Source organism: Zymobacter sp. IVIA_12111.31 C1 (assembly GCF_047495495.1).
Classification (GTDB): domain Bacteria; phylum Pseudomonadota; class Gammaproteobacteria; order Pseudomonadales; family Halomonadaceae; genus Zymobacter.
Genome location: NZ_CP179930.1, coordinates 1,134,030 through 1,156,839 on the forward strand (window position 1 = coordinate 1,134,030; position 22,810 = coordinate 1,156,839).

The window sequence follows — 22,810 nt, forward strand, 5'->3', positions numbered from 1 at the left end:
AATGGCCGCAGGCGATTCAACGCATTGAATATGCAAACACTACTTGACCTCGCCAGAGAAATAGGTAAAATGCGCCTCACATCGACGGAGCAGGTGAGCCGAAGATGGTGTACGGGGTATAGCGCAGTCTGGTAGCGCGCCTGCTTTGGGAGCAGGATGTCGGGGGTTCGAATCCCTCTACCCCGACCACTCTGCACAGCAATGTGCTGGGTTAGCGGTTTTTGATGCGCCTATAGCTCAACCGGATAGAGCAACGGCCTTCTAAGCCGTAGGTTGCAGGTTCGAGTCCTGCTGGGCGTGCCATGTGCAACGCTGGCCTATGGCGCAGTAGTTTTCAGGTTATGGTGGATGTAGCTCAGTGGTAGAGCCCCGGATTGTGGCTCCGGTGGTCGTGGGTTCGATCCCCATCATCCACCCCATCTCCTGAAAAGCATGATCGCAGATAGTCTATTTCGTTATGGTGGATGTAGCTCAGTGGTAGAGCCCCGGATTGTGGCTCCGGTGGTCGTGGGTTCGATCCCCATCATCCACCCCATAACGAACCTCGCATTTCCTTCCTTAGTAGTATCCCTTTCTGTTCTATATTAATCTCTCGTTCGCTTTTGTTTGCTTCGTTTTGGTTGTCTGTATTCACTGCATTTTGCAACCCGAATATAGCCGAAAGGCAAAACTGCGTCTGGTATGACCCTCGCGCACTCACTATGCTTCCTTGATAACGTGTCTACCGAGCCCAGACAACGATTTCTATTCGTAATGAGGCGGATGATGCGGGCATTCAGGGGAAAATACATGTTAATATTGTGGGCAGGAGGCGCGGAGAGCGCTGTATGCCAGTGGCGATCCTGTTGATGCAGGGCTGAAATCGTTCCCTATTTTTCCATGGCCCTTGAAAAGCAGTAGGGGTCGCCTCCATAAAGAGTTGAACTCGTGCTTGCCAGCACCGAGCCGGCTTTTTAGAATCTTTCGTCTTGGAGTCGCGCTGCTGTCTGGTAGCAGGTTCCGGATTACATTCAACGTGGTGTTGTTGATTGCAACACCGATAAGCGGGTAGAGGATCATCCATGCAAGTGTCTGTCGAAACGACGTCATCCATTGGGCGTCGCCTGACCATCCAGGTGCCTGCCGAGCAGGTGGACCAGGCTGTAGAAAACCGTCTGCGTGAAACGGCTCGCCGTGTCCGTCTTAACGGCTTCCGCCCGGGCAAGGTCCCGATGAGTGTCGTTCGCAGCCGTTTCGGTGCCGAAACTCGTGCTGAAGTTGTCGGTGATGTCATTCGCCAGAACTATATGCAGGCTGTCAGTCAGGAATCCCTGAACGCTGCTGGTTTCCCGGAAATCGACCTGAAAACCAACGAAGCTGGCAAAGATCTCGAATTCACGGCTGACCTTGAAATCATCCCTGAAATCGACGTCAAAGGTATTGAAGGCGTTTCAGTTGAACGTCCTTCCGCCGATATCACTGATGCTGACGTTGACGCTACCATCGAAAACCTGCGCAAGCAGGCGGCTGACTGGCAGGAGTCTGAAAAAACGGCAGAAAATGGTGATCAGATCACCATCGATTTTGAAGGCTTCCTCGGTGAAGAAGCATTTGAAGGCGGTAAAGCTGAAGGGCATGCCCTCGTGCTGGGTTCCGGTTCTTTCATCCCCGGCTTCGAAGACCAGTTGATCGGCGCTAAAGCTGGTGACGAACCGACTGTTAAAGTGACTTTCCCGGAAGAATACCACGCTGACCAGCTAGCCGGTAAAGAAGCGACCTTCAAAACGCGCGTACATAAAGTGGAATCTCAGCAGCTGCCTGAAGTAGATGCTGAATTCATGAAGCGTTTTGGTGTCGAAGACGGTGATCAGGACGCGTTCCGCGCACAGATTCGCGACAACATGGCTCGCGAACTGGAAAACGCTGTTGAAAACGGCGTTAAGCAGCAAGTCATCAGCGCGCTGAAAAAAGCCAACCCGATTGATGTACCGAAAGGTCTGGTACAGCAGGGCATCGACGACCTGAAACGTCAGGCCGCTGCTCAGTTCGGTCTGGGTGATGATTTCGACATCAACCAACTGCCTAACGAACTGTTCGAAGAACAGGCGCGTGACCGTGCACAGGCAGGTCTGCTGCTGGGCGAATTCATAAAAGCGAATGACATCACTGCTTCTGATGAAGAAACGCGTGAATTTGCAGCTAAAGTGGCTCAGCAGTACGGCCAAGCAGAAGAGCTGGTTGAACAGTACATGCAGAACGAACAGATCAAGGGCAACCTGGAATCTATCGTCCGCGAAAACAAAGCGATTGAACAGCTGCTGGCTCAGGCTGACGTAAAAGACGTCAAACTGCCTTTCCAGGAAGCAATGGCAGCAGCACAGTCCAACCCTGATGAAGAAGCTGAAGAAGAGAATGACGCTGACGCCTGATACATTACAGGTGCGATCCGTATGGATCCGTCACACGGTATCTGAAGACAGCGTCTTCGGATGCCGTGCATCTCGGTAAAAGCCTCGGGACCCGGTCTTTGGCCGGGTCTTGGTTTAAAGGTGGTGATCCTTTTCTTCGGAAAGGCCATCATCAGGATAGAAATGAGGCATGCTTGAGCATGAACTCAAGCGGTGACAAGGATAATCGTTATGCGCAACGAGTTTGATATCAGCAATGCTGGTGGTCTGGTGCCGATGGTCGTCGAGCAGAGTGCTCGCGGCGAACGTTCCTATGACATCTACTCGCGTCTGCTGAAGGAGCGCGTGATCTTCATGGTGGGGCAGGTCGAAGATTACATGGCCAACCTGATCGTGGCGCAGCTTCTGTTCCTCGAGTCGGAAAATCCCGACAAGGATATCCACCTTTACATCAATTCCCCGGGCGGCTCGGTAACGGCGGGCATGTCGATCTACGACACCATGCAGTTTATCAAGCCAGATGTCTCGACCGTATGTATTGGGCAGGCTGCCAGCATGGGGGCTTTGCTCCTAACGGGTGGTGCCGAGGGTAAACGTTTTTGCCTGCCAAACTCCCGTATGATGATCCATCAGCCGCTGGGTGGGTACCAGGGGCAGGCGACCGATATTGAGATTCACACGCGTGAAATTCTGACCATTCGTCAGAAACTCAACCGTATTCTTGCGGATCATACCGGTCAGGATCTTGAGACCATTGCTCGCGACACGGACCGTGACAATTTCATGGATGGTGAGCGCGCTGTAGAGTACGGTCTCATTGATGCGGTTCTGGAACGACGCCCTGAGCCGCCGAAGGCATAAGGCGGAGCGTACGCTGCTGCGCTAGGCTGTATGTCATGACCGGCGAGCGTGAATTTAGGTAATCTCTGGTGCTCTCAGCAGCGCCGTCCAGATAGAGGTGCACGAATGGCCGATGGAAAAGACAAGGACGAGAGCGGAAAGCTGCTTTACTGCTCGTTCTGCGGCAAGAACCAGAATGAGGTTCGCAAGCTGATCGCAGGGCCGTCCGTTTACATCTGCGACGAATGTGTCGATCTGTGTAACGATATCATTCGTGAAGAACTGCTTGAAAACGAAGAAGGCGAACTCGACGATCGCCTTCCGACGCCACACGAAATCCGTGAAACCCTTGACGAATACGTCATTGGCCAAGAGCGTGCTAAGACTGTGCTGGCGGTAGCGGTATATAACCACTACAAACGTCTGCGTGCGGGTGCTAGTCGCAAGGACAACGATGTCGAGCTTGGCAAAAGCAACATTCTGTTGATCGGCCCGACGGGTAGCGGTAAGACGCTGCTGGCTGAAACGCTTGCTCGTCTTCTAAATGTGCCGTTCACCATTGCGGATGCCACGACGCTGACCGAAGCCGGCTATGTCGGTGAAGATGTCGAGAACATCATCCAGAAGCTGCTGCAGAAATGCGACTATGACGTCGAAAAGGCGCAGCGCGGTATCGTCTACATCGACGAGATCGACAAGATTTCTCGTAAGTCCGAAAATCCGTCTATCACGCGTGACGTGTCGGGCGAAGGTGTTCAGCAGGCGCTGTTGAAACTGATCGAAGGCACGACGGCATCCGTTCCTCCTCAGGGCGGCCGCAAACACCCGCAGCAGGAGTTCCTGCAGGTTGATACGGGTAATATCCTGTTCATCGTTGGTGGTGCGTTTGCCGGTCTGGAGAAGGTTATTCGTGATCGTTCTGAAAAGGGTGGCATTGGCTTCAATGCGTCCGTCAAGAGTAAGGACGAAGCACGTGATGTCGGTGCGCTGCTGCAGGATGTTCAAGCAGAAGATCTAATCAAATTCGGTTTGATCCCCGAATTTATCGGTCGCTTGCCGGTTGTTGCAACCCTCAATGAGCTAGATGAAGATGCGCTGGTTCGTATTCTGACTGAGCCGCGCAACTCTCTGGTTCGTCAGTACGCGCGTCTCTTCGAGATGGAAGGTGTTGAACTAGATTTCCGTGATGATGCGCTTCGTGCCGTTGCGCACAAGGCCATTGAGCGCAAGTCAGGGGCCCGTGGTCTGCGATCCATCATGGAGGCTGTGCTTCTCGACACCATGTACGATATTCCCTCTCAGAGCGATATTAGCAAGGTCGTCGTGGATGCTAATGTCATCAAAGGCGAAAGTAAGCCGCTGCTGATTCATGATGCCGGTAAGCTGGCTGAAGAAGACGAGAAGGAAGTTGTCAATCACGATTGATAGGTACTACATTGCCTGCCAATGATTGATGCTGGAACCCCGCAGATGATCTTCATCTGCGGGGTTTTGTTTATCTGTCGGTATTTTATGCAGTCATTTCTATTTGAAATGTAGGCTGCCGACCATGGTGCCTGCTTCTACGTTCTATATGCGGGCTCTCATGGTGCCCTAATACAGTGGAGTCTTGCTTAGTCTGCCTGGTATTTCGCGCACTAGTTTGGGTACCAGAAAGCCTGCAAGGTGAGTACGGAGTTCGTCCACCAGCTCAACGGCTTCCCTGTCAGGAACATCGAAGTGTGCTGCGCCCGCGACAGGATCCAGTACATGCAGGTAGTAGGGCATGATGCCCGCTGCAAATAGTCGCTCTGAGAGTGTCGCCAGTACAGCGACGCTATCGTTGATGTCGCGCAGTAGCACGCTCTGATTGAGCACTGTGACCCCCGCGCTAGAAAGTCGCTGGACGGCACTGATGACGTCTTCATCTATCTCTGAAGGATGGTTGATGTGCAACACGACAACGCGCTGTAGTCGTGAGGACGAAAGTCTCTGGCAGAGTGCTTCAGTTACACGATCGGGGATAACGACTGGTAAGCGAGTATGAACGCGCAGTCGTATCACATGGGGGATCTGCTCTATTTGGGTAATGAGCTCGGCTAAGCGGTCGTCTGTGCTCAATAGAGGATCTCCGCCGGATAGGATGACCTCAGTGATTTCTGGATGCTGATGGACATACTCAAGAGTGTTATGCCATTCCGAGCGTGAAGGTATGTTTTCCTGATAAGGGAAGTGGCGCCGGAAACAGTAGCGACAGTTTACCGCACAGCCACCGCTCGCGATCAGTAGTACACGGTTGTGATATTTATGGATCAATCCTGGGCGAGGAGTATGTTCGGCTTCCTCCAAGGGATCGCTGATAAAGCCTTGAATGCTGTCGGTTTCGCGTGCGATTGGCAGTACCTGTCTGAGTAAAGGGTCATCAGGATTGCCTGCTTGAATACGTCGCGCGTAGGCAAGCGGTACGCGTATTGGAAACAAGGCATGGCCCTCTTGGGCTTCCGTTTGCCAGACGCTATTATCGAGCCCTAGAAAGTTGCATAGCGCTTCAGGGGTTCGAATCGCATCCTTGAGCTGTGTCTGCCAAGAAACGGAAGGCTTGTTGATCTCTGTCTCTGCGTCGATAATCTGCACAGCATGCCTGCTTCGGGTTATCATCTTGCGTTTGTACCGTAAGATCAGCCCACATGGGGTGGGTTGAAAAGTAAGCTGGATTCCGATCTGGCGCGATCCCGCGCGTCAGGTCTTCATTTGATAGTTGAGGGACTCATGGCGAATTATTCTACCAACGAATTCAAGGGCGGTCTCAAGGTAATGCTGGATGGTGATCCATGCAGCATCCTCGAAAATGAGTTCGTCAAACCGGGCAAAGGGCAAGCTTTCAACCGCGTCAAACTGCGCAACCTGATCACAGGACGCGTCTGGGAACGTACGTTCAAGTCCGGTGAGTCCATTGAAGGTGCCGATGTCGTTGATCTCGACATGGAATACCTCTACACCGACGGTGAAATGTGGCACTTCATGAAAACGGATGGTTCTTTTGAACAGTTCGCTGCGGATGCCAAAGCCGTTGGCGACAATGTGAAATGGCTGAAAGAGCAAGTGTCCTACATCGTGACGCTCTGGAACGATAACCCCATTTCCATCTCTTCGCCGAACTTCATTGAGCTCGAAGTCATTGAAACTGACCCGGGTCTGAAAGGTGATACCGCGCAGGGGGGCTCCAAGCCTGCAACCCTGTCAACGGGCGCTGTTGTTCGCGTACCGCTGTTTATCAACCAGGGTGAAGTGCTGAAGATCGATACTCGCACGGGTGACTACGTCAGCCGCGCTTAATAGTTTAGTAGGCATTCATCGGCAGCGATGCCGACAACTGTCGAGAGAGCCATCACGGCATTCGCGTTTTGTCGAATGACGTGATGGCTTTTTTTTGTGTTGAAAAACGCTTTAAATGTCAATTGCGTGGCTGTTTCGTCACTGATTTAAGCATGAAGGAGATATGCCGAGGTGTAGGGCGTGAAAGATGGGAATCCGCCCAGTCATAAGAGCGTGGTCAGCGGGTTATGGTGAGCTTCTGGCTATGCATCATTGTTTATAAAATAAATTATATTCTGTGCTGGAAATGTATTTTATGATTTCTATATTACACATTATTTTCTGTTGAGCATATTGTGTGAATTGGTTTTTGTTTATTATAATAATTAAGGATTATGGGGTGATGGTTTGTCTGAAGTATGCTTTATCATATCGTGAGCCAATTTTATTGGCATGTAAGAGTATGGGTTGTAATGAATAAAATATAAGAATTGTTCTGGTAAGAGCATTAATCTCTTGCGTCGGATACCTGAGGTGATTACATACTGCAGAAGCAGAAGCAGAAGCAGAAGCAGAAGCAGAAGCAGAAGCAGAAGCAGAAGCAGAAGCAGAAGCAGAAGCAGAAGCAGAAGCAGAAGCAGAAGCAGAAGCAGAAGCAGAAGCAGAAGCAGAAGCAGAAGCAGAAGCAGAAGCAGAAGCCAAAAAACTTCCTAGCAAGAAGTGGGCCGTGTGCTCGAAATAAAGATCACAAAGCCCTTGCCAACCCCCGGTGATCTCTGTAAAGTACGCCCTCGCTGCCAGGGCAAACGCCGGGTGGCACGGAAGCTAACCTCTTGTAGGTCTTCGCTTTTTCTTGAAGATGGTTCAGTTGAGAACGTTGTGTGATCTTCTGAAGCGATCGCCAAATCGGCGGTTGACAAAATCTCCAGAAAATGTAGAATGTGCTTCCACTTGCTGAGCAGCGAACGCCGCTCGCAAGACGCTCTTTAACAAGATGGTCAGGCAATTTGTGTGGGTGCTTGAGGTTTTCGAAGTGAATCATCATTTCGAGCATCAAGTAACTCATCAATTCAATGAGTTGTTTCGATACTCGAGCCGGATTGGTCACCTAATGACCAATGAAAGATTTAAACTGAAGAGTTTGATCATGGCTCAGATTGAACGCTGGCGGCAGGCCTAACACATGCAAGTCGAGCGGCAGCACGGGAAGCTTGCTTCCTGGTGGCGAGCGGCGGACGGGTGAGTAATGCATGGGAATCTGCCCGATAGTGGGGGATAACGTGTGGAAACGCACGCTAATACCGCATACGTCCTACGGGAGAAAGGAGGGGATCTTCGGACCTTTCGCTATCGGATGAGCCCATGTTGGATTAGCTAGTTGGTGAGGTAATGGCTCACCAAGGCAACGATCCATAGCTGGTCTGAGAGGATGATCAGCCACACTGGGACTGAGACACGGCCCAGACTCCTACGGGAGGCAGCAGTGGGGAATATTGGACAATGGGCGAAAGCCTGATCCAGCCATGCCGCGTGTGTGAAGAAGGCCTTAGGGTTGTAAAGCACTTTCAGTGGGGAAGAAAGCCTGAGGCCTAATACGTTTCAGGAAGGACATCACCCACAGAAGAAGCACCGGCTAACTCCGTGCCAGCAGCCGCGGTAATACGGAGGGTGCGAGCGTTAATCGGAATTACTGGGCGTAAAGGGCGCGTAGGCGGTCTGTTAAGCCAGATGTGAAAGCCCCGGGCTTAACCTGGGAACAGCATTTGGAACTGGCAGACTTGAGTGCAGGAGAGGAAGGTAGAATTCCAGGTGTAGCGGTGAAATGCGTAGAGATCTGGAGGAATACCAGTGGCGAAGGCGGCCTTCTGGACTGACACTGACGCTGAGGCGCGAAAGCGTGGGTAGCAAACAGGATTAGATACCCTGGTAGTCCACGCCGTAAACGATGTCAACTAGCCGTTGGATCCCTTGAGGATTTAGTGGCGCAGCTAACGCACTAAGTTGACCGCCTGGGGAGTACGGTCGCAAGACTAAAACTCAAATGAATTGACGGGGGCCCGCACAAGCGGTGGAGCATGTGGTTTAATTCGATGCAACGCGAAGAACCTTACCTACTCTTGACATCCAGAGAACTTTCCAGAGATGGATTGGTGCCTTCGGGAACTCTGAGACAGGTGCTGCATGGCTGTCGTCAGCTCGTGTTGTGAAATGTTGGGTTAAGTCCCGTAACGAGCGCAACCCCTATCCTTATTTGCCAGCGATTCGGTCGGGAACTCTAAGGAGACTGCCGGTGACAAACCGGAGGAAGGTGGGGACGACGTCAAGTCATCATGGCCCTTACGAGTAGGGCTACACACGTGCTACAATGGCGAGTACAGAGGGTTGCGAAGCGGCGACGTGAAGCTAATCCCAGAAAGCTCGCCTCAGTCCGGATCGGAGTCTGCAACTCGACTCCGTGAAGTCGGAATCGCTAGTAATCGCGAATCAGAATGTCGCGGTGAATACGTTCCCGGGCCTTGTACACACCGCCCGTCACACCATGGGAGTGGATTGCACCAGAAGTGGCTAGTTTAACCTTCGGGAAAACGGTTACCACGGTGTGGTTCATGACTGGGGTGAAGTCGTAACAAGGTAGCCGTAGGGGAACCTGCGGCTGGATCACCTCCTTAAACGTAAAATGATCACCTCGTGATCTCAAGTGTCCACAACAAATTGCCTGATCGTAGTAGAGCGAAGTACTGCAGGGGATATTCCCTGGCCGTGCGCAAGCAGTTGCCGGGTCTGTAGCTCAGTTGGTTAGAGCGCACCCCTGATAAGGGTGAGGTCGGCAGTTCGAGTCTGCCCAGACCCACCATTATTATATGGGGCCATAGCTCAGCTGGGAGAGCGCCTGCCTTGCACGCAGGAGGTCAGGAGTTCGATCCTCCTTGGCTCCACCATCTGACTGTCTTGATGGCCGGTTCTCCAGTACTTAGTTTAGTGATCTAGCTTCTAGTCACGAACCAATCTTCATCGCGTTATGATTGATTATTAGATGTCTTAATAGTCAACGATACAGCGTGTGATGAATGTTGTTTCCTGACTGCAAGCTTCTTGCTCGCAGTATTGCTCTTTAACAATGTAAATCATGCTGATGCCAAGTCCAATGGAACGCGATCAGATTTTACTTCCTCGGAAGCATTATCCGATAGGCCGTGACATTGGCAAATGAGATACGTCTCAAGCGTATCCGGCGAAAATTGTTTTCGTTTGAATCGTGATCTATGACTCTTTCGGGTTATATGGTCAAGCGATTAAGCGCACACGGTGGATGCCTAGGCAGCCAGAGGCGATGAAAGACGTGATAGCCTGCGATAAGCATCGGGGAGGTGGCAAATGACCTTTGATCCGGTGATCTCTGAATGGGGAAACCCACCCGTCATAAGACGGGTATCCTTACCTGAATACATAGGGTATGGAGGCAAACCGGGAGAACTGAAACATCTAAGTACCCCGAGGAAAAGAAATCAACCGAGATTCCCCCAGTAGCGGCGAGCGACCGGGGACTAGCCCTTAAGTCTTAGTTGTATTAGCGGAAGTGTTTGGAAATGCACGCCATAGTGGGTGATAGCCCCGTACGCGAAAATGCAATTAAGGTGAAATCGAGTAGGTCGGAGCACGTGAAACTTTGACTGAACATGGGGGGACCATCCTCCAAGGCTAAATACTCCTGGCTGACCGATAGTGAACTAGTACCGTGAGGGAAAGGCGAAAAGAACCCCAGTGAGGGGAGTGAAATAGATCCTGAAACCGTGTGCGTACAAGCAGTGGGAGCAGACTTGTTCTGTGACTGCGTACCTTTTGTATAATGGGTCAGCGACTTATTCTCAGTAGCGAGCTTAACCGTATAGGGGAGGCGTAGGGAAACCGAGTCTTAAATGGGCGACATAGTTGCTGGGAATAGACCCGAAACCGGGCGATCTATCCATGAGCAGGTTGAAGGTTGAGTAACATCAACTGGAGGACCGAACCGGGATCTGTTGAAAAAGATTCGGATGACTTGTGGATCGGAGTGAAAGGCTAATCAAGCTCGGAGATAGCTGGTTCTCCTCGAAAGCTATTTAGGTAGCGCCTCATGTATCACCGCCGGGGGTAGAGCACTGTTTCGGCTAGGGGGTCATCCCGACTTACCAACCCGAGGCAAACTCCGAATACCGGTGAGTGCAGCATGGGAGACACACGGCGGGTGCTAACGTCCGTCGTGAAAAGGGAAACAACCCAGACCGTCAGCTAAGGTCCCAAAATCTTGGTTAAGTGGGAAACGATGTGGGAAGGCTCAGACAGCTAGGAGGTTGGCTTAGAAGCAGCCACCCTTTAAAGAAAGCGTAATAGCTCACTAGTCGAGTCGGCCTGCGCGGAAGATGTAACGGGGCTCAAACCAAGTACCGAAGCTACGGGTTCAACACTTAAGTGTTGAGCGGTAGAGGAGCGTTGTGTAAGCCTGCGAAGGTGTGCTGTAAGGCATGCTGGAGGTATCACAAGTGCGAATGCTGACATGAGTAACGATAAAGGGAGTGAAAACCTCCCTCGCCGGAAGACCAAGGTTTTCTGTTCGACGTTAATCGGAGCAGAGTGAGTCGGCCCCTAAGGCGAGGCCGAAAGGCGTAGTCGATGGGAAACAGGTTAATATTCCTGTACCAGACAGTACTGCGATGGGGTGACGGAGAAGGCTAGGTGAGCCAGGCGACGGTTGTCCTGGTGAAAGTATGTAGGCTGAGCAAGTAGGCAAATCCGCTTGCTTAAGGTCGAGATACGAGACGAACTGATTCCTCGGACTCAGGAAGTCATTGATGCCACGCTTCCAGGAAAAACCTCTAAGCTTCAGGTACTGTGTGACCGTACCCCAAACCGACACAGGTGGTCAGGTAGAGAATACCAAGGCGCTTGAGAGAACTCGGGTGAAGGAACTAGGCAAAATGGCACCGTAACTTCGGGAGAAGGTGCGCCGGCGTAAGGTGAAGAGACTCGCTCTCAGAGCCCCAACCGGTCGAAGATACCAGGTGGCTGCAACTGTTTATTAAAAACACAGCACTCTGCTAACGCGTGAGCGGACGTATAGGGTGTGACGCCTGCCCGGTGCCGGAAGGTTAATTGATGGTGTTAGGACTCGTCCGAAGCTCCTGATCGAAGCCCCGGTAAACGGCGGCCGTAACTATAACGGTCCTAAGGTAGCGAAATTCCTTGTCGGGTAAGTTCCGACCTGCACGAATGGCGTAATGATGGCCACACTGTCTCCACCCGAGACTCAGTGAAATTGAAATCGCTGTGAAGATGCAGTGTTCCCGCGGCTAGACGGAAAGACCCCGTGAACCTTTACTATAGCTTCACACTGGATGCTGATGTTGTCTGTGTAGGATAGCTGGGAGGCTTTGAAACTGTGACGCCAGTTGCAGTGGAGCCAACCTTGAAATACCAGCCTGACATCATTGGCGTTCTAACTTGCTACCGTTATCCGGTAGAAGGACAGTGTGTGGTGGGTAGTTTGACTGGGGCGGTCTCCTCCCAAAGAGTAACGGAGGAGCACGAAGGTACCCTCAGTACGGTTGGAAACCGTGCAGTGAGTGCAAGAGCATAAGGGTGCTTGACTGCGAGACAGACACGTCGAGCAGGTACGAAAGTAGGTTCTAGTGATCCGGTGGTTCTGTATGGAAGGGCCATCGCTCAACGGATAAAAGGTACTCCGGGGATAACAGGCTGATACCGCCCAAGAGTTCACATCGACGGCGGTGTTTGGCACCTCGATGTCGGCTCATCACATCCTGGGGCTGAAGTCGGTCCCAAGGGTATGGCTGTTCGCCATTTAAAGTGGTACGCGAGCTGGGTTTAGAACGTCGTGAGACAGTTCGGTCCCTATCTGCCGTGGGCGTTGGAAGTTTGAGAAGAGCTGCTCCTAGTACGAGAGGACCGGAGTGGACGAACCTCTGGTGTTCCGGTTGTCACGCCAGTGGCATTGCCGGGTAGCTATGTTCGGACGGGATAACCGCTGAAAGCATCTAAGCGGGAAGCCCCCTTCAAGATGAGACTTCCCTGGGGCCTTGAGCCCCCTAAAGGACCCTCGAAGACTACGAGGTTGATAGGCACGGTGTGGAAGCGCAGTCAATGCGTTGAGCTAACGTGTACTAATGGTCCGTGAGGCTTGACCATATAACCCCAAAGGGTTATAGACACGATCCGAAAATAACGGATACGCGACGAGACGATCTCGGCCCAGCATGATTTACAGATTTAGGTAGCGGTGCCTTAGGCATCGAGACCGAACCGAATACGCTTGACGACCATAGCGAGCGGGTACCACCTGATCCCATGCCGAACTCAGAAGTGAAACCGCTCAGCGCCGATGGTAGTGTGGGGCTTCCCCATGTGAGAGTAGGTCATCGTCAAGCATCTTTACTGAATACCCCCGGCCAGCAATGGTCGGGGGTATTTGCTTTGAGGGGTAGGGTAGGCAAGCGCAGGTCGAAGGCAAATAACGGCCGTGCCAGCCCCTAGATCCTGAGCCGTCACTCAACAGCGGCAGATGAGCAAAGAGAAAGAAGAAAGAAGAGAAAAAGGGCGGTAGCGCAGCCGCTAAGCCCCTGCCACCAAGACGACAGATGCGTGAGTAGCCCACCGTTCACCTCCCCCCCCAGCGCTGTCTGCAGATCGCTCATCTATCAAAACAGCCAAAGTCACTAGATGCCGTTATTAGAAATACCCCTATGACTGCTACTCAGGCCATCATCGGGGGTGTTGTGTTATCGGCGAGACGTCAATGTTGTAGCGTCTAGCAGTAGCGAGCGTACTCTGGCGTCCAGAAGTGTGCCTCAATGCGTTCCTTCAGGTGTGGGCTATCACGGCCTTCAGTTACGCCATCTTCAACGGCTTGCTGAGCGACCGCCTCGGCGATGCGCAAGCTCATCTCTTTTATCTCCTTCAAAAAGCCACACTACTGCTCTTTGGTCCTTTTTCTGATGGAACCGGCTTGGAACGCCTTAACATCTCCTGCCTCTCGGTGCTTATCTTCTCTCTTTATGGTGAGTGGACTCGTCCAAAACTTGCCGCGCTAGGGTATGCCTCCTTCGTTGTCTCCTAGGCCTTGGCGATGCAGGCGTGTCTGTAAAGAACCTGATTTATTAGGGTTTTTGAAGTGGTTTACAAAAGAAAGTGCTCATGCCGTGATGTCTAATAATTATACCGTTATCTTGATGATTGCTTTTAGATTGTGACTTTCTAAGCTAAGCAATAGGGCTAAAATATGACTAAATATATTTTAAGGGAAAATATATTCTTTTTTTCTGGCTTAAGGCGTCAACGGCGTGCTTTTTTAAATGTGATAATACTTCATTAATTATATTTTTAATATGGCTTTTATATTATATAAGATAGCCCCTCTTACGGGTATTGAGCCGTAAGAGGGGCTATGTGGAGGGACCTAGATAGGCCCCTCCTAGTTTACTACATCAACTTACGCTTGCGGTTTGCGAGAGTTGGTAGCTGCCACACGTTTACCCCAAGCAATCAGGGTTTCAGTGCAGTCGTCCTGAGCGATGTTACATTCGATCAGCGTCGGACCGCGACGATTGTCGAGTGCTTTCTTGATAGCGTCTTCCAGTTCTGCACCGGTAGAAGCTTTCAGACCCAGGCCGTGGCCATCTTCGTCATTGAAGACGTCGATCAGGCCAGCGTAGTTCCAGTTTTTGATGTAGTTGTAAGGGCCGTCATGGATAGCAATTTCGATGACGTAACCGCGGTTGTTGATCAGGAAGATGATGACCGGGATTTCATAGCGGATCATCTGAGCAACTTCTTGAGCGGTCAGCTGGAAAGAGCCATCACCGACCATCATGATGTGGCGACGTTCCGGAGAGCCAACGGCATTACCGAATGCAGAAGGTACGGACCAACCGATATGACCCCACTGCATTTCCAGTTCGACACGAGCGCCGCCAGGAATCGGCATGCGAGAAGCGTTGAACCAGGAGTCGCCTGTTTCTGCTGTCAGAGTCGTGTCGGAAGTGATCAGCGACTGGATCTGACGCGTCATTTCGTCGTTGGTCAGCGGTGCATTGGGCTCTGCGGCGTCAATACCCAGTACCGGTGCTTGAGTACCTTGAGTCGTTGCCGGGCGAGACGGTGCTTTCTCAGCCAGCGCAGCGGCGAAGGTGCTCAGGGATAGGCCTTCGAAGGACTGACCTGCGAAAGTGACGCGATCGGTGTCCATGACCATGACGTTGTCACCTTTCGGCCAGGAGTTCCAGCCAACGGTAGCATAGTCGTTGAATACCGGTGCCAGACACAGGATGGCATCGGCGTTTTCAACCAGTTCCTGTGCACCTTCGGAGCTGACTTCACCCCAGTACAGGCCGCGGAAGTTCGGATGATCTTCCGGGAAGAAGCCTTTTGCAGCAGCCATGATCGTGACAGCGCAGCCCAGACGATCAGCCAGAGCGACAGCCTGTTTTTCAGCAGCAGCGGCACGCAGTTTGCTACCAACCAGCATGACGACGTTCTGGCGGTCCTGCAGCCATTCTACGGCGGCATCTACAGCGGCAGTGACGCTGGTCTGGTCGACTTCGAGTTCGCGCAGCAGGCTGTTGATCGGGCCCGGACGAACACATTCAGCGCCAGCGACGTTACATGCGATTTCCAGGTAAGCCGGTTTGCGTTCACGCAGAGCAGTACGGATGACGTGATCAATTTTTGCCGGCGCTTCTTCGGCAGAAACGATGCTTTCAGCTGCGCAAGTAACGTGTTTTACCATTTCCAGCTGATAGTTATAGTCAGTAGTACCAATGGTGTGGTGCAGGATGTGGCCTGTGCCGTAGTCATTGGTGTTCGGTGAACCAGAGATCAGGATGACCGGCAGGTTTTCTGCATAGGCGCCACCGATGGCGTTCATTGCAGAGATAGCACCTACGCTGAACGTGACGATGGCAGCGGCGGCACCACGTGCACGAGCGTAACCCTCGGCACTGAAGCCGCAGTTAAGTTCGTTACAGCAGTAGACCTGCTCCATATCTTTGTTCAGCAGGAGCTGGTCAAGCAGCACCAGGTTGTAGTCACCGGCCACGGCAAAGTGGTGTTTCAGGCCGATCTGGGCCAGGCGTTCTGCCAAGTACATACCAACGGTATACATCAGGGGTAAACCTCCATTGATTCATCGTCGAGGATGAGAGTGAACCGAGATGCCACCGTGCCTCTTTAGACCTTGCTGGTTGCTGCACAGGTAGGGAAGGACGATAGCCGCTCATGTTCCGTGTTCTTTGCTTGCAGAAAACGCTTGCGCATATCGTGGCGCAATCAAAAAGATGATGTATCCATGTGAGAGAAGCGTCGTACCTGAATATCCTAGAAACACCATGTATGTTTCTGCAGCGCGGCGAGTCTATGACGATAGTGGAGGTGGAGGGCATACTCCTTTTGTTCATTGTGCTTTAGCGTTATTGACATAAGTTCCATATGGGTATTTCGAATTTAATGGCGCAATTGTGCAGCTTTTTAAACCATCATTTTTACCCAAAGGTAATATAAGTATTTTGCTTTTTATTCTGTAACGTTTGAGTGGGAATAGGCGAGATAAAAGGGTGTGCTAGGAATTTTTTGAAAAATAGTTCCTTTAGGGTTAAAAAGTACCTGTTCCAAAAATAATCTACTAGGCCTGCATTGCGCTGCTGAATGTGCAAGGTGTTGAGAGAAATACAAGGAATTTGTGGGCATTTCATTACGTTGTAGCGCTGTGTTTTAAGGTATTTTTCACTATCAGGGTGCGACATTATGCTCACTGATCGTTTTTTTAGATCGTGAATTAGTCGAATGCCTGATGGGGCAACCGGGCTGGAATAAGGCTCTTTCTTTAAATACGAATGACCTATTTAAGGAAGGCTTATGTAGGTTTTATGGAATAGCCGTTACGATGTAAATAACAAAAAGGAATTATAGCCGGTTTGAAGCACAAGACTGTTGCGGTGTTGTCTTGTTCGCATGGCATCGCGCAGTAGTTTATGAGGTGCCCACAAGAGGTGTTTATTGTTGCTGTACGAAAAGGCACTGTGCCGTGTGCCACTGACCCGGGCACGCCGGCTTGTTTGGGGCACGCTAGACTCAGCTTGAAGGGGCTTCTGCGTGCTTAGCATGAGATGACTTCGTCGGGGTTTAACGTTGGCGGGAATTTCAATGACGGAGGGCGGTGCTTTTGAATGAAGGGACGGCTTTTCGGTGACGCGGTGGCTGTTCGTTGCTGTGCATGTGGCCTTTATTGGCTAGCAATACATGGAGCTGGTGGGTGAGCATTGTCTGTCTGTCTGTCTGTCTGTCTGTCTGTCTGTCTGTCTGTCTGTCTGTCTGTCTGCCTGTCTGTCTGTCTGTCTGCAATCGCTGAGCGAAGGGCGCCGTATTATTATTGGGTGTTGCTTTCAGATGATGGGCCTGATGTATGGGGCGAACCACTCGGTATCCTGAGATCTCTTACGCCATGAAAAAAGCGAGCGCTTCTGCATCGGGCGCTCGCTTTTGTAGGGCGTTATTCTTGCCGCTAACTGCTTTAGGCACTGGGGCTTGAGAACACCTTCTTGAGGTGTTCGGTGTAGCGTTCGACATCCCGTTCGGGATTCGGCTCTTTTATGACGTCATTACAGATGAAGGAAGGCAGGTGGGTCATGCCTAGAAACTCATGCGCTTTGTGGAAGGAGTAATAGACCGCATCAAGGCCTTTCCCTTCGAAGAAATCGTCGGGGTCGGTGAATGCGCTTTCCGGTGCGTTCCACGTTACGGAGATCATGTACTGCTTGCCCTGTATCAGGCCGCCGCTGCCATAGTGGCGTTCCGGAGCGCTGCGTGAGCGTCCGTCGTTGGCGTACAGGCGGCCGTGACCTTCGGTGAACACTTCGTCGATATAGCGCTTGACGATCCACGGTATACCCATCCACCAGCAAGGCATTTGGTAGATGATCGTGTCAGCCCACAGCCATTTCTCGACTTCTTCTTCGGCATCATAGCCATCATCAATGAAGGTGGTCTTGATCTGATGGTTCTGGCCCGTAAGGAAGAACAGCGCTGTGTCATGCAGAGTGTCATTGTAGCGGCCATGCGAGTGCGCAAAGGATTTTTTGCCGTTGATCAGCAGGATTTTGCGGCTCATGGGAACCTCCAAATACAGGCAGTGGATAATATAAAAGCTGTGTGCAGATGTGCTATAGGCTGCAATGTTAGCAGAGTAATATATTATTTACGTGGGTGATAGGGGAGTGGGCGCTGTTTGTCGGAGCTGCTATGGTGCGTGCTCTCGATGTCTTCAAAAGGTGTGATGCATGACCGCTTCTTCTTATCCTTGGGCGCCTTCGGCGTCGCTTGAGGCGCTGCGTTTTCGAGCGCGCTGCATGGCCATCGTGCGCCGTTTCTTTCTTGAACGCGATGTGCTTGAAGTCGACACCCCTGTCGTGTGCCGTGCAGGGACGACGGATCCGTTCATGGATATCGTGAAGACCGAGGTGATGACTCCTGAGGGTCCAATGACCATGTGGTTGCAGACATCACCCGAGGCGTGTATGAAGCGCCTTCTGGCTGCGGGCAGCGGGCCGATCTATCAGATTGCACATGCTTTTCGGGATGGCGAGGCAGGTCGCCGCCACAATGTCGAGTTCACAATGCTGGAGTGGTATCAGCCGGGGTACTCTTTATCACTTCTGATGAATGAAACCGTCGAGCTGATCGAAGCCGTGTTGCAGCGCCCGGTGGCGCTGCGCTGCCATCGCTATCGCCAGCTGTTCCGCGACTATCTGGCCTTCGACCCGTTTACGGCTTCATTGGAGACGTTGCAGGACGCTGCCGTGCGGCATGTTGGCCATGAGGCCTGTCACTGGGAGCGTGATGCGTTGCTTGATGTCTTGATGAGCCACGATATCGAACCGCACTTGGGGCCAATAATGACCAATGACGGGCCGGTCGTCATTGATGCTGTGACGGATTATCCGGCGTCACAGGCCGCATTGGCTCGGCATCATATCGACCCTGAAGATGGTGTGACGGTAGCCGGGCGTTTCGAGCTGTACTGGCAAGGAGTAGAGCTAGCCAATGGCTATGATGAGTTGACCCATGCCGAGGAGCAGCATGCGCGTCTGTTGGCCGATAACGAGCAGAGGCGTGTGCTGGGGAGGCCAGAAGTGACGGTTGATGAGGCCTTGGTGGCCGCGTTGGCACATGGCATGCCGGAGGGTTCTGGTGTAGCGCTGGGGTTAGATCGGTTGATTATGTTGGCCTATGGCGCTTCTTCCCTTACTGACGTACTGCCGTTTCCGATTGATCGCGCATGATGTGCGATGGCTGATTTGAGATTCTCCCTTTGCGCACGCTGTTCTGGCGTGCGCACCGTTTTGTAATTACTTTCCTGCCCGCGTATGGTGGCTGTATTGTGGCGAAATGTCGCACAGTATGGTGGCCGTAGTACCTTTACCCACTGTTGGTGTTTGTGACCGAGGGTGTGTGCAGTCGGCATTTCTTTACTACATTCATATCAACATGGCCGAAATGTGCATGATGGTTTAGCGATGCCTTGGCTCAGGGATGAGTGGGCCGGCCATATTCCCCGCTGTGTTCAATCGACGAAGCGAGATCACTGTGAAAGATGACACCCCCCTTACGGATGCTGGTGCGGTGGCGCCTGCTTTCTCTCAGCCTGTCGGCGTATCGCGTCGCTGCCTATTGGGTGGTGCCGCGTTGGGACTGGCAGCGATTACGTTAGGTGCACTTCCCGTGGCGCAGGCAGCAGACGACGCCCAAGATAGCGCGCTGGCGGACTTCATCCGCGTATCGGGTGTGCTGACAGCACGTCAGCAGCTCAACCCAGTACTGGCAGGACTCATCTTTGATGAAATGAAGAAAGAGGATCCGGCTTTTGCTGATCAGCTGTCTTCCCTGGCGGGCGTCATACATCAGTCGCCAGCGCAGTGGAGTGCTTCCATGACGACGCTGGCGCGTGAAATAACCTCCGTCTGGTACACCGGGTTGATCGGGAGCGGAGACACCATGCGTGTCGTGACGTATGAAGGTGCGCTCCAGTTTTCGGCGACGAAGGATATCTTCATTGTGCGCAGCTATTGCCCTAATCGTCCCGGTTTCTGGGCCAGCCAACCTTCAGGATGGAGAGCGTGATTCATGGCAGGAATTCAAAAGGCTGACGTTGTCATCGTTGGCACAGGGGTAGCAGGTGCTCTGATCGCTCATCAGCTGGCTAAGGCTGGCAAGCGTGTGCTGATGCTGGAAGCAGGGCCGCGTCTGACACGCGGCGAAATTACGGGCAACTTTCGTTCCAGTGCGTTCAAGTCGGATTTTCAATCGCCATACCCGTGTACCGACTATGCACCGATTCCAACGATGCACCCCAAGAACGACTACTTCATCCAAAGCGGTGAGCACTCCTACGATGCGCAATATCTGCGCTTGGTCGGTGGCACGACGTGGCACTGGGCGGCATCGGCGTGGCGCTATCTGCCGGTCGATTTCAAGCTGAAGAGCACCTATGGTGTCGGGGTTGATTGGCCCATTGACTACGATGCACTTGAACCGTGGTATCAGCGCGCTGAAGAAGCACTGGGCGTGTGGGGGCCTAATGATGAAGAGCTAGGTTCACCGCGTTCCCAGCCTTACCCGATGACGCCGCTGCCGCTGTCCTATAACGAGCACACGATCAAGACGCGCCTCAATGCCCAGGGGTTTGGGATTGTGACGGAGCCGGTGGCGCGTAATAGCCGTCCCTACGATGATCGCCCTACCTGCTGCGGTAATAACAACTGCATGCCGATCTGCCCTATTGGTGCGATGTATGGCGGTATCGTCCATGTCGAAAAAGCCGAGAAGGCGGGGGCCAAAGTAGTTCCCGAGGCAGTGGTGTACCGCATCGAGACGGGCGATGACAACCGTATCGTGGCGGTGCATTACAAGGATCCGAAAGGTGAGTCGCACCGCGTTGAAGGTAAATACTTCGTCATTGCGGCGAACGGTATCGAAACGCCGAAGTTGCTGCAGATTTCGGTCGATAGTCGCAATCCGAATGGTGTGGCCAACAGCTCTGGCTGGGTGGGTCGTCACCTGATGGATCACCCGGGGATCGGCGTACGCTTCTATGCCAAGGAACCGCTATGGCCGGGACGCGGGCCTCAGGAAATGACTTCTGCGGTCGCGTGGCGTGACGGCGATTTTCGGCGCACGGCGGCGGGGAAAAAGATCCACCTATCAAACCTGTCGCGTGTCGATCAAGTCACCCAAGAGCTCCTTGCAGGTGATCGACTGATCTTCGGGAACGCGCTGGAAGAACAGATCCGTGATCGCGCAGCACGCTTTGTGCAGTTCGACAGTTTCCACGAAATACTGCCGCTTCCCGAAAACCGCATTGTGCCGAGCAAGGTGCATACAGACAAACTGGGGATACCCAAGCCTGAATTCTTCTACCGCATTGACGATTACGTTAAGCGAGGGGCCGAGCATACCCGCGAGATGTATACGCGTGCGGCACAGGTCATGGGCGGTACGGATATTCAGTATGCGGATGACTTTGCTAATAACCAGCATATCTGCGGTACGGTGATGATGGGGCCGACGGCCGAAACTGGAGTGGTTGATCAGCACTGCCGTACGTTCGATCACGAGAACCTGTTTTTGGCCACCAGTGGCGTTATGCCAACGGTGGGAACGGTCAACTGTACGCTGACTGTGGCGGCACTGTCGCTGCGCATGGCCGAAGTCATCAAGGCGGAGGTGTGATGATGGCGAGCAACTTTTGGCGGGTGTCGCTGGGCGTAGGGGCGATGGCTGCCCTATGGATGAGCGGTGTGGCGGCAGCAGAAGAGGCCAGTACACGACAGGCCGAGCTAGTGAAGCGCGGCGAGTATGTCGCGCGAACGGCGGACTGTGTCGCATGCCATACCACTGATCATGACAAGCCCTTTGCCGGTGGTTTGCCGATGGGTTTGCCGATGGGCAACATCTATTCGACCAACATCACGCCGGATAAGGATACCGGGATTGGCAGCTATACGCTGGAGGAGTTCACGCGAGTGCTGCGTGAAGGGGTGACGCCAGATCGAGGCAACCTCTATCCGGCGATGCCGTATCCGTCCTATACCAAGATGACCGATGATGAAATCGAGGCGTTGTATGCCTATTTCATGCATGGGGTTCAACCGATTCATCAGGAAAACAAGGCGCCGGACTTTTACTGGCCGCTGACCATTCGCTGGCCTTTGAAGATATGGAACTGGATGTTTCTTGATGAAGGTGCCTATCAGCCCAAGGCGGGGCAGAGCGATGAATGGAACCGCGGTGCCTATCTTGTGCAGGGGCCTGCGCACTGCGGCACGTGCCATACTCCGCGCGGGTTGGCAATGCAGGAGCGCGCTTACGATGAGACGGGTGACGAGTACCTGGCGGGCGCTGATATCGCGAGCTGGCATGCCTTTAACATCACTTCGGACATCAACAGCGGGATCGGTGGCTGGAGTACCGACGAGCTGGTGCAGTATCTGAAGGATGGCAATGTGCGTGGTAAGGGGCAGGCCGGTGGGCAGATGGGCGAGGCAGTTGAACACAGTTTCAGCCATATGACCGACGCGGATCTGCATGCTATCGCGGTGTATATGAAGACGGTGCCTGCTGTCAATGATGGCGATACCCGTCCGCGCTATAGCTATGGTACTCCCGGCGATGACTTCCTGCGCCTGCGGGCCCAGCCCGTTACTCAGGATGCCCCATCGGATCGAGGGGCTCGTGTGTATCTGGAGAACTGTGCGGCTTGCCACAGGCCTGCCGGGCAGGGCTCGCCTGATGGCTATTATCCGTCGATGTTCCATAACAGCGTCATCGGTACCGACTATCACAACAACCTCATCAACGTGGTATTGGATGGTGTGAAGCGCAAGACTCCGGGCAACGATGTACTGATGCCGGCCTTCCGCGATGAGCTGTCCGATGAAGATATCGCGGCGTTGGCTAACTACCTCAGCCAGCAGTTCGGGCGTGGTGACATGAATGTGACGCCCAAGTCCGTCAAGGCACTGCGCAACGATTGAGCCGCATGAACCGCGCGCTCGGCCCTCGAATGGCGGTTGCCTTCGGGGGCTTTTTCGTGGTCGTGCATAAGGTTTTGATCCGAGCTTATGCCAGATTGCTTGGTGAAGCCTGTTTCCATGACGGGCAGGGTAGGGTATGAAATAGACATGGACCGTGGGATTCCTTGGCTGGAGTGAGCAGTGTTCGCATTGCGCCACGTCCCTTTTGCAGAT

At 52.9% G+C, this 22,810-nt stretch carries 13 protein-coding genes, 6 tRNA genes and 3 rRNA genes; 17 read left to right on the forward strand and 5 right to left on the reverse strand.

Annotation, left to right across the window (positions count from 1 at the left end):
- The first annotated feature begins 112 nt into the window (after window positions 1-112).
- The 7 genes from ACMHYW_RS05080 to clpX all read left to right on the forward strand — a co-directional run bounded on the left by ACMHYW_RS05080 (window position 113) and on the right by clpX (window position 4,652).
- Window positions 113-189: transfer RNA gene (locus tag ACMHYW_RS05080), tRNA-Pro, on the forward strand.
- 37 nt (window positions 190-226) lie between these two features.
- A tRNA-Arg gene (locus ACMHYW_RS05085) sits at window positions 227-303 on the forward strand.
- A 41-nt stretch (window positions 304-344) separates the two neighbouring features.
- A tRNA-His gene (locus ACMHYW_RS05090) sits at window positions 345-419 on the forward strand.
- Window positions 420-460: 41 nt separating this feature from the next.
- Window positions 461-535: transfer RNA gene (locus ACMHYW_RS05095), tRNA-His, on the forward strand.
- A 526-nt stretch (window positions 536-1,061) separates the two neighbouring features.
- Window positions 1,062-2,408, forward strand: a complete 1,347-nt coding sequence (tig, locus tag ACMHYW_RS05100) for a trigger factor (RefSeq protein WP_414501162.1) — start codon at window positions 1,062-1,064, stop codon at window positions 2,406-2,408.
- Between the two features lie 210 nt (window positions 2,409-2,618).
- Window positions 2,619-3,248 (forward strand): ATP-dependent Clp endopeptidase proteolytic subunit ClpP, encoded by a 630-nt coding sequence (gene clpP / locus ACMHYW_RS05105; RefSeq protein ID WP_414501163.1) that lies wholly within the window; start codon window positions 2,619-2,621, stop codon window positions 3,246-3,248.
- 105 nt (window positions 3,249-3,353) lie between these two features.
- Window positions 3,354-4,652, forward strand: coding sequence for an ATP-dependent Clp protease ATP-binding subunit ClpX (gene clpX, locus ACMHYW_RS05110; RefSeq protein ID WP_414501164.1), 1,299 nt, complete (start codon window positions 3,354-3,356; stop codon window positions 4,650-4,652).
- Between the two features lie 168 nt (window positions 4,653-4,820).
- Here the strand turns inward: clpX and epmB are convergent, their stop codons facing one another.
- A complete protein-coding gene (gene epmB / locus ACMHYW_RS05115) occupies window positions 4,821-5,864 on the reverse strand; it encodes an EF-P beta-lysylation protein EpmB (protein WP_414501165.1) in 1,044 nt (347 codons plus the stop codon).
- Between the two features lie 111 nt (window positions 5,865-5,975).
- On the opposite strand from epmB, the gene efp reads away from it, so the two are divergent.
- Window positions 5,976-6,542, forward strand: coding sequence for an elongation factor P (gene efp / locus ACMHYW_RS05120; protein ID WP_027706144.1), 567 nt, complete (start codon window positions 5,976-5,978; stop codon window positions 6,540-6,542).
- A gap of 372 nt (window positions 6,543-6,914) precedes the next feature.
- Here the strand turns inward: efp and ACMHYW_RS05125 are convergent, their stop codons facing one another.
- A complete protein-coding gene (locus ACMHYW_RS05125; protein ID WP_414501166.1) occupies window positions 6,915-7,223 on the reverse strand; it encodes a hypothetical protein in 309 nt (102 codons plus the stop codon).
- Between the two features lie 427 nt (window positions 7,224-7,650).
- Here ACMHYW_RS05125 and ACMHYW_RS05130 point away from each other — a divergent pair.
- The 5 genes from ACMHYW_RS05130 (at window position 7,651) to rrf (ending at window position 12,943) form a co-directional block, all read left to right on the forward strand.
- Window positions 7,651-9,190, forward strand: a 16S ribosomal RNA gene (locus tag ACMHYW_RS05130).
- A gap of 108 nt (window positions 9,191-9,298) precedes the next feature.
- Window positions 9,299-9,375 (forward strand) — tRNA-Ile (locus ACMHYW_RS05135).
- A gap of 9 nt (window positions 9,376-9,384) precedes the next feature.
- Window positions 9,385-9,460: transfer RNA gene (locus tag ACMHYW_RS05140), tRNA-Ala, on the forward strand.
- A 344-nt stretch (window positions 9,461-9,804) separates the two neighbouring features.
- Window positions 9,805-12,704: ribosomal RNA gene (locus tag ACMHYW_RS05145) — 23S ribosomal RNA — on the forward strand.
- Between the two features lie 123 nt (window positions 12,705-12,827).
- Window positions 12,828-12,943 (forward strand): 5S ribosomal RNA (gene rrf, locus ACMHYW_RS05150).
- The 16S, 23S and 5S rRNA genes sit together here with 2 tRNA genes alongside, the layout of an rRNA operon.
- Before the next feature lie 380 nt (window positions 12,944-13,323).
- Here the strand turns inward: rrf and ACMHYW_RS05155 are convergent.
- From ACMHYW_RS05155 to ACMHYW_RS05165, 3 genes are all read right to left on the reverse strand, one after another.
- Complete coding sequence (locus ACMHYW_RS05155) at window positions 13,324-13,458, reverse strand: hypothetical protein (protein ID WP_414501167.1); 135 nt, start codon at window positions 13,456-13,458, stop codon at window positions 13,324-13,326.
- Between the two features lie 546 nt (window positions 13,459-14,004).
- On the reverse strand, window positions 14,005-15,675 hold the full coding sequence (locus tag ACMHYW_RS05160) for an alpha-keto acid decarboxylase family protein (RefSeq protein WP_414501168.1): 1,671 nt from the start codon (window positions 15,673-15,675) through the stop codon (window positions 14,005-14,007).
- A gap of 1,404 nt (window positions 15,676-17,079) precedes the next feature.
- Window positions 17,080-17,676, reverse strand: a complete 597-nt coding sequence (locus ACMHYW_RS05165; protein WP_414501169.1) for an NAD(P)H-dependent oxidoreductase — start codon at window positions 17,674-17,676, stop codon at window positions 17,080-17,082.
- Between the two features lie 169 nt (window positions 17,677-17,845).
- Here ACMHYW_RS05165 and epmA point away from each other — a divergent pair, with 169 nt between their 5' ends.
- The 4 genes from epmA (at window position 17,846) to ACMHYW_RS05185 (ending at window position 22,597) form a co-directional block, all read left to right on the forward strand.
- On the forward strand, window positions 17,846-18,847 hold the full coding sequence (epmA, locus tag ACMHYW_RS05170; RefSeq protein WP_414501170.1) for an EF-P lysine aminoacylase EpmA: 1,002 nt from the start codon (window positions 17,846-17,848) through the stop codon (window positions 18,845-18,847).
- Between the two features lie 304 nt (window positions 18,848-19,151).
- Complete coding sequence (locus tag ACMHYW_RS05175; protein WP_414501171.1) at window positions 19,152-19,685, forward strand: sugar dehydrogenase complex small subunit; 534 nt, start codon at window positions 19,152-19,154, stop codon at window positions 19,683-19,685.
- Between the two features lie 3 nt (window positions 19,686-19,688).
- A complete protein-coding gene (locus ACMHYW_RS05180) occupies window positions 19,689-21,293 on the forward strand; it encodes a GMC family oxidoreductase (protein WP_414501172.1) in 1,605 nt (534 codons plus the stop codon).
- 2 nt (window positions 21,294-21,295) lie between these two features.
- Window positions 21,296-22,597: a cytochrome c gene (locus ACMHYW_RS05185; protein WP_414501173.1), complete on the forward strand. Its 1,302-nt coding sequence runs from the start codon at window positions 21,296-21,298 to the stop codon at window positions 22,595-22,597.
- Window positions 22,598-22,810: the final 213 nt, after the last annotated feature.

Bases quoted from the DNA above. Each gene is read 5' to 3' on its own strand.
- tig (WP_414501162.1), top strand. From the start codon at position 1,062: ATGCAAGTGTCTGTCGAAACGACGTCATCCATTGGGCGTCGCCTGACC.
- clpX (WP_414501164.1), top strand. From the start codon at position 3,354: ATGGCCGATGGAAAAGACAAGGACGAGAGCGGAAAGCTGCTTTACTGC.
- ACMHYW_RS05185 (WP_414501173.1), top strand. From the start codon at position 21,296: ATGGCGAGCAACTTTTGGCGGGTGTCGCTGGGCGTAGGGGCGATGGCT.
- ACMHYW_RS05155 (WP_414501167.1), bottom strand. From the start codon at position 13,458: ATGAGCTTGCGCATCGCCGAGGCGGTCGCTCAGCAAGCCGTTGAAGAT.
- ACMHYW_RS05180 (WP_414501172.1), top strand. From the start codon at position 19,689: ATGGCAGGAATTCAAAAGGCTGACGTTGTCATCGTTGGCACAGGGGTA.
- efp (WP_027706144.1), top strand. From the start codon at position 5,976: ATGGCGAATTATTCTACCAACGAATTCAAGGGCGGTCTCAAGGTAATG.
- epmB (WP_414501165.1), bottom strand. From the start codon at position 5,864: ATGATAACCCGAAGCAGGCATGCTGTGCAGATTATCGACGCAGAGACA.
- ACMHYW_RS05160 (WP_414501168.1), bottom strand. From the start codon at position 15,675: ATGTATACCGTTGGTATGTACTTGGCAGAACGCCTGGCCCAGATCGGC.
- ACMHYW_RS05165 (WP_414501169.1), bottom strand. From the start codon at position 17,676: ATGAGCCGCAAAATCCTGCTGATCAACGGCAAAAAATCCTTTGCGCAC.
- clpP (WP_414501163.1), top strand. From the start codon at position 2,619: ATGCGCAACGAGTTTGATATCAGCAATGCTGGTGGTCTGGTGCCGATG.
- epmA (WP_414501170.1), top strand. From the start codon at position 17,846: ATGACCGCTTCTTCTTATCCTTGGGCGCCTTCGGCGTCGCTTGAGGCG.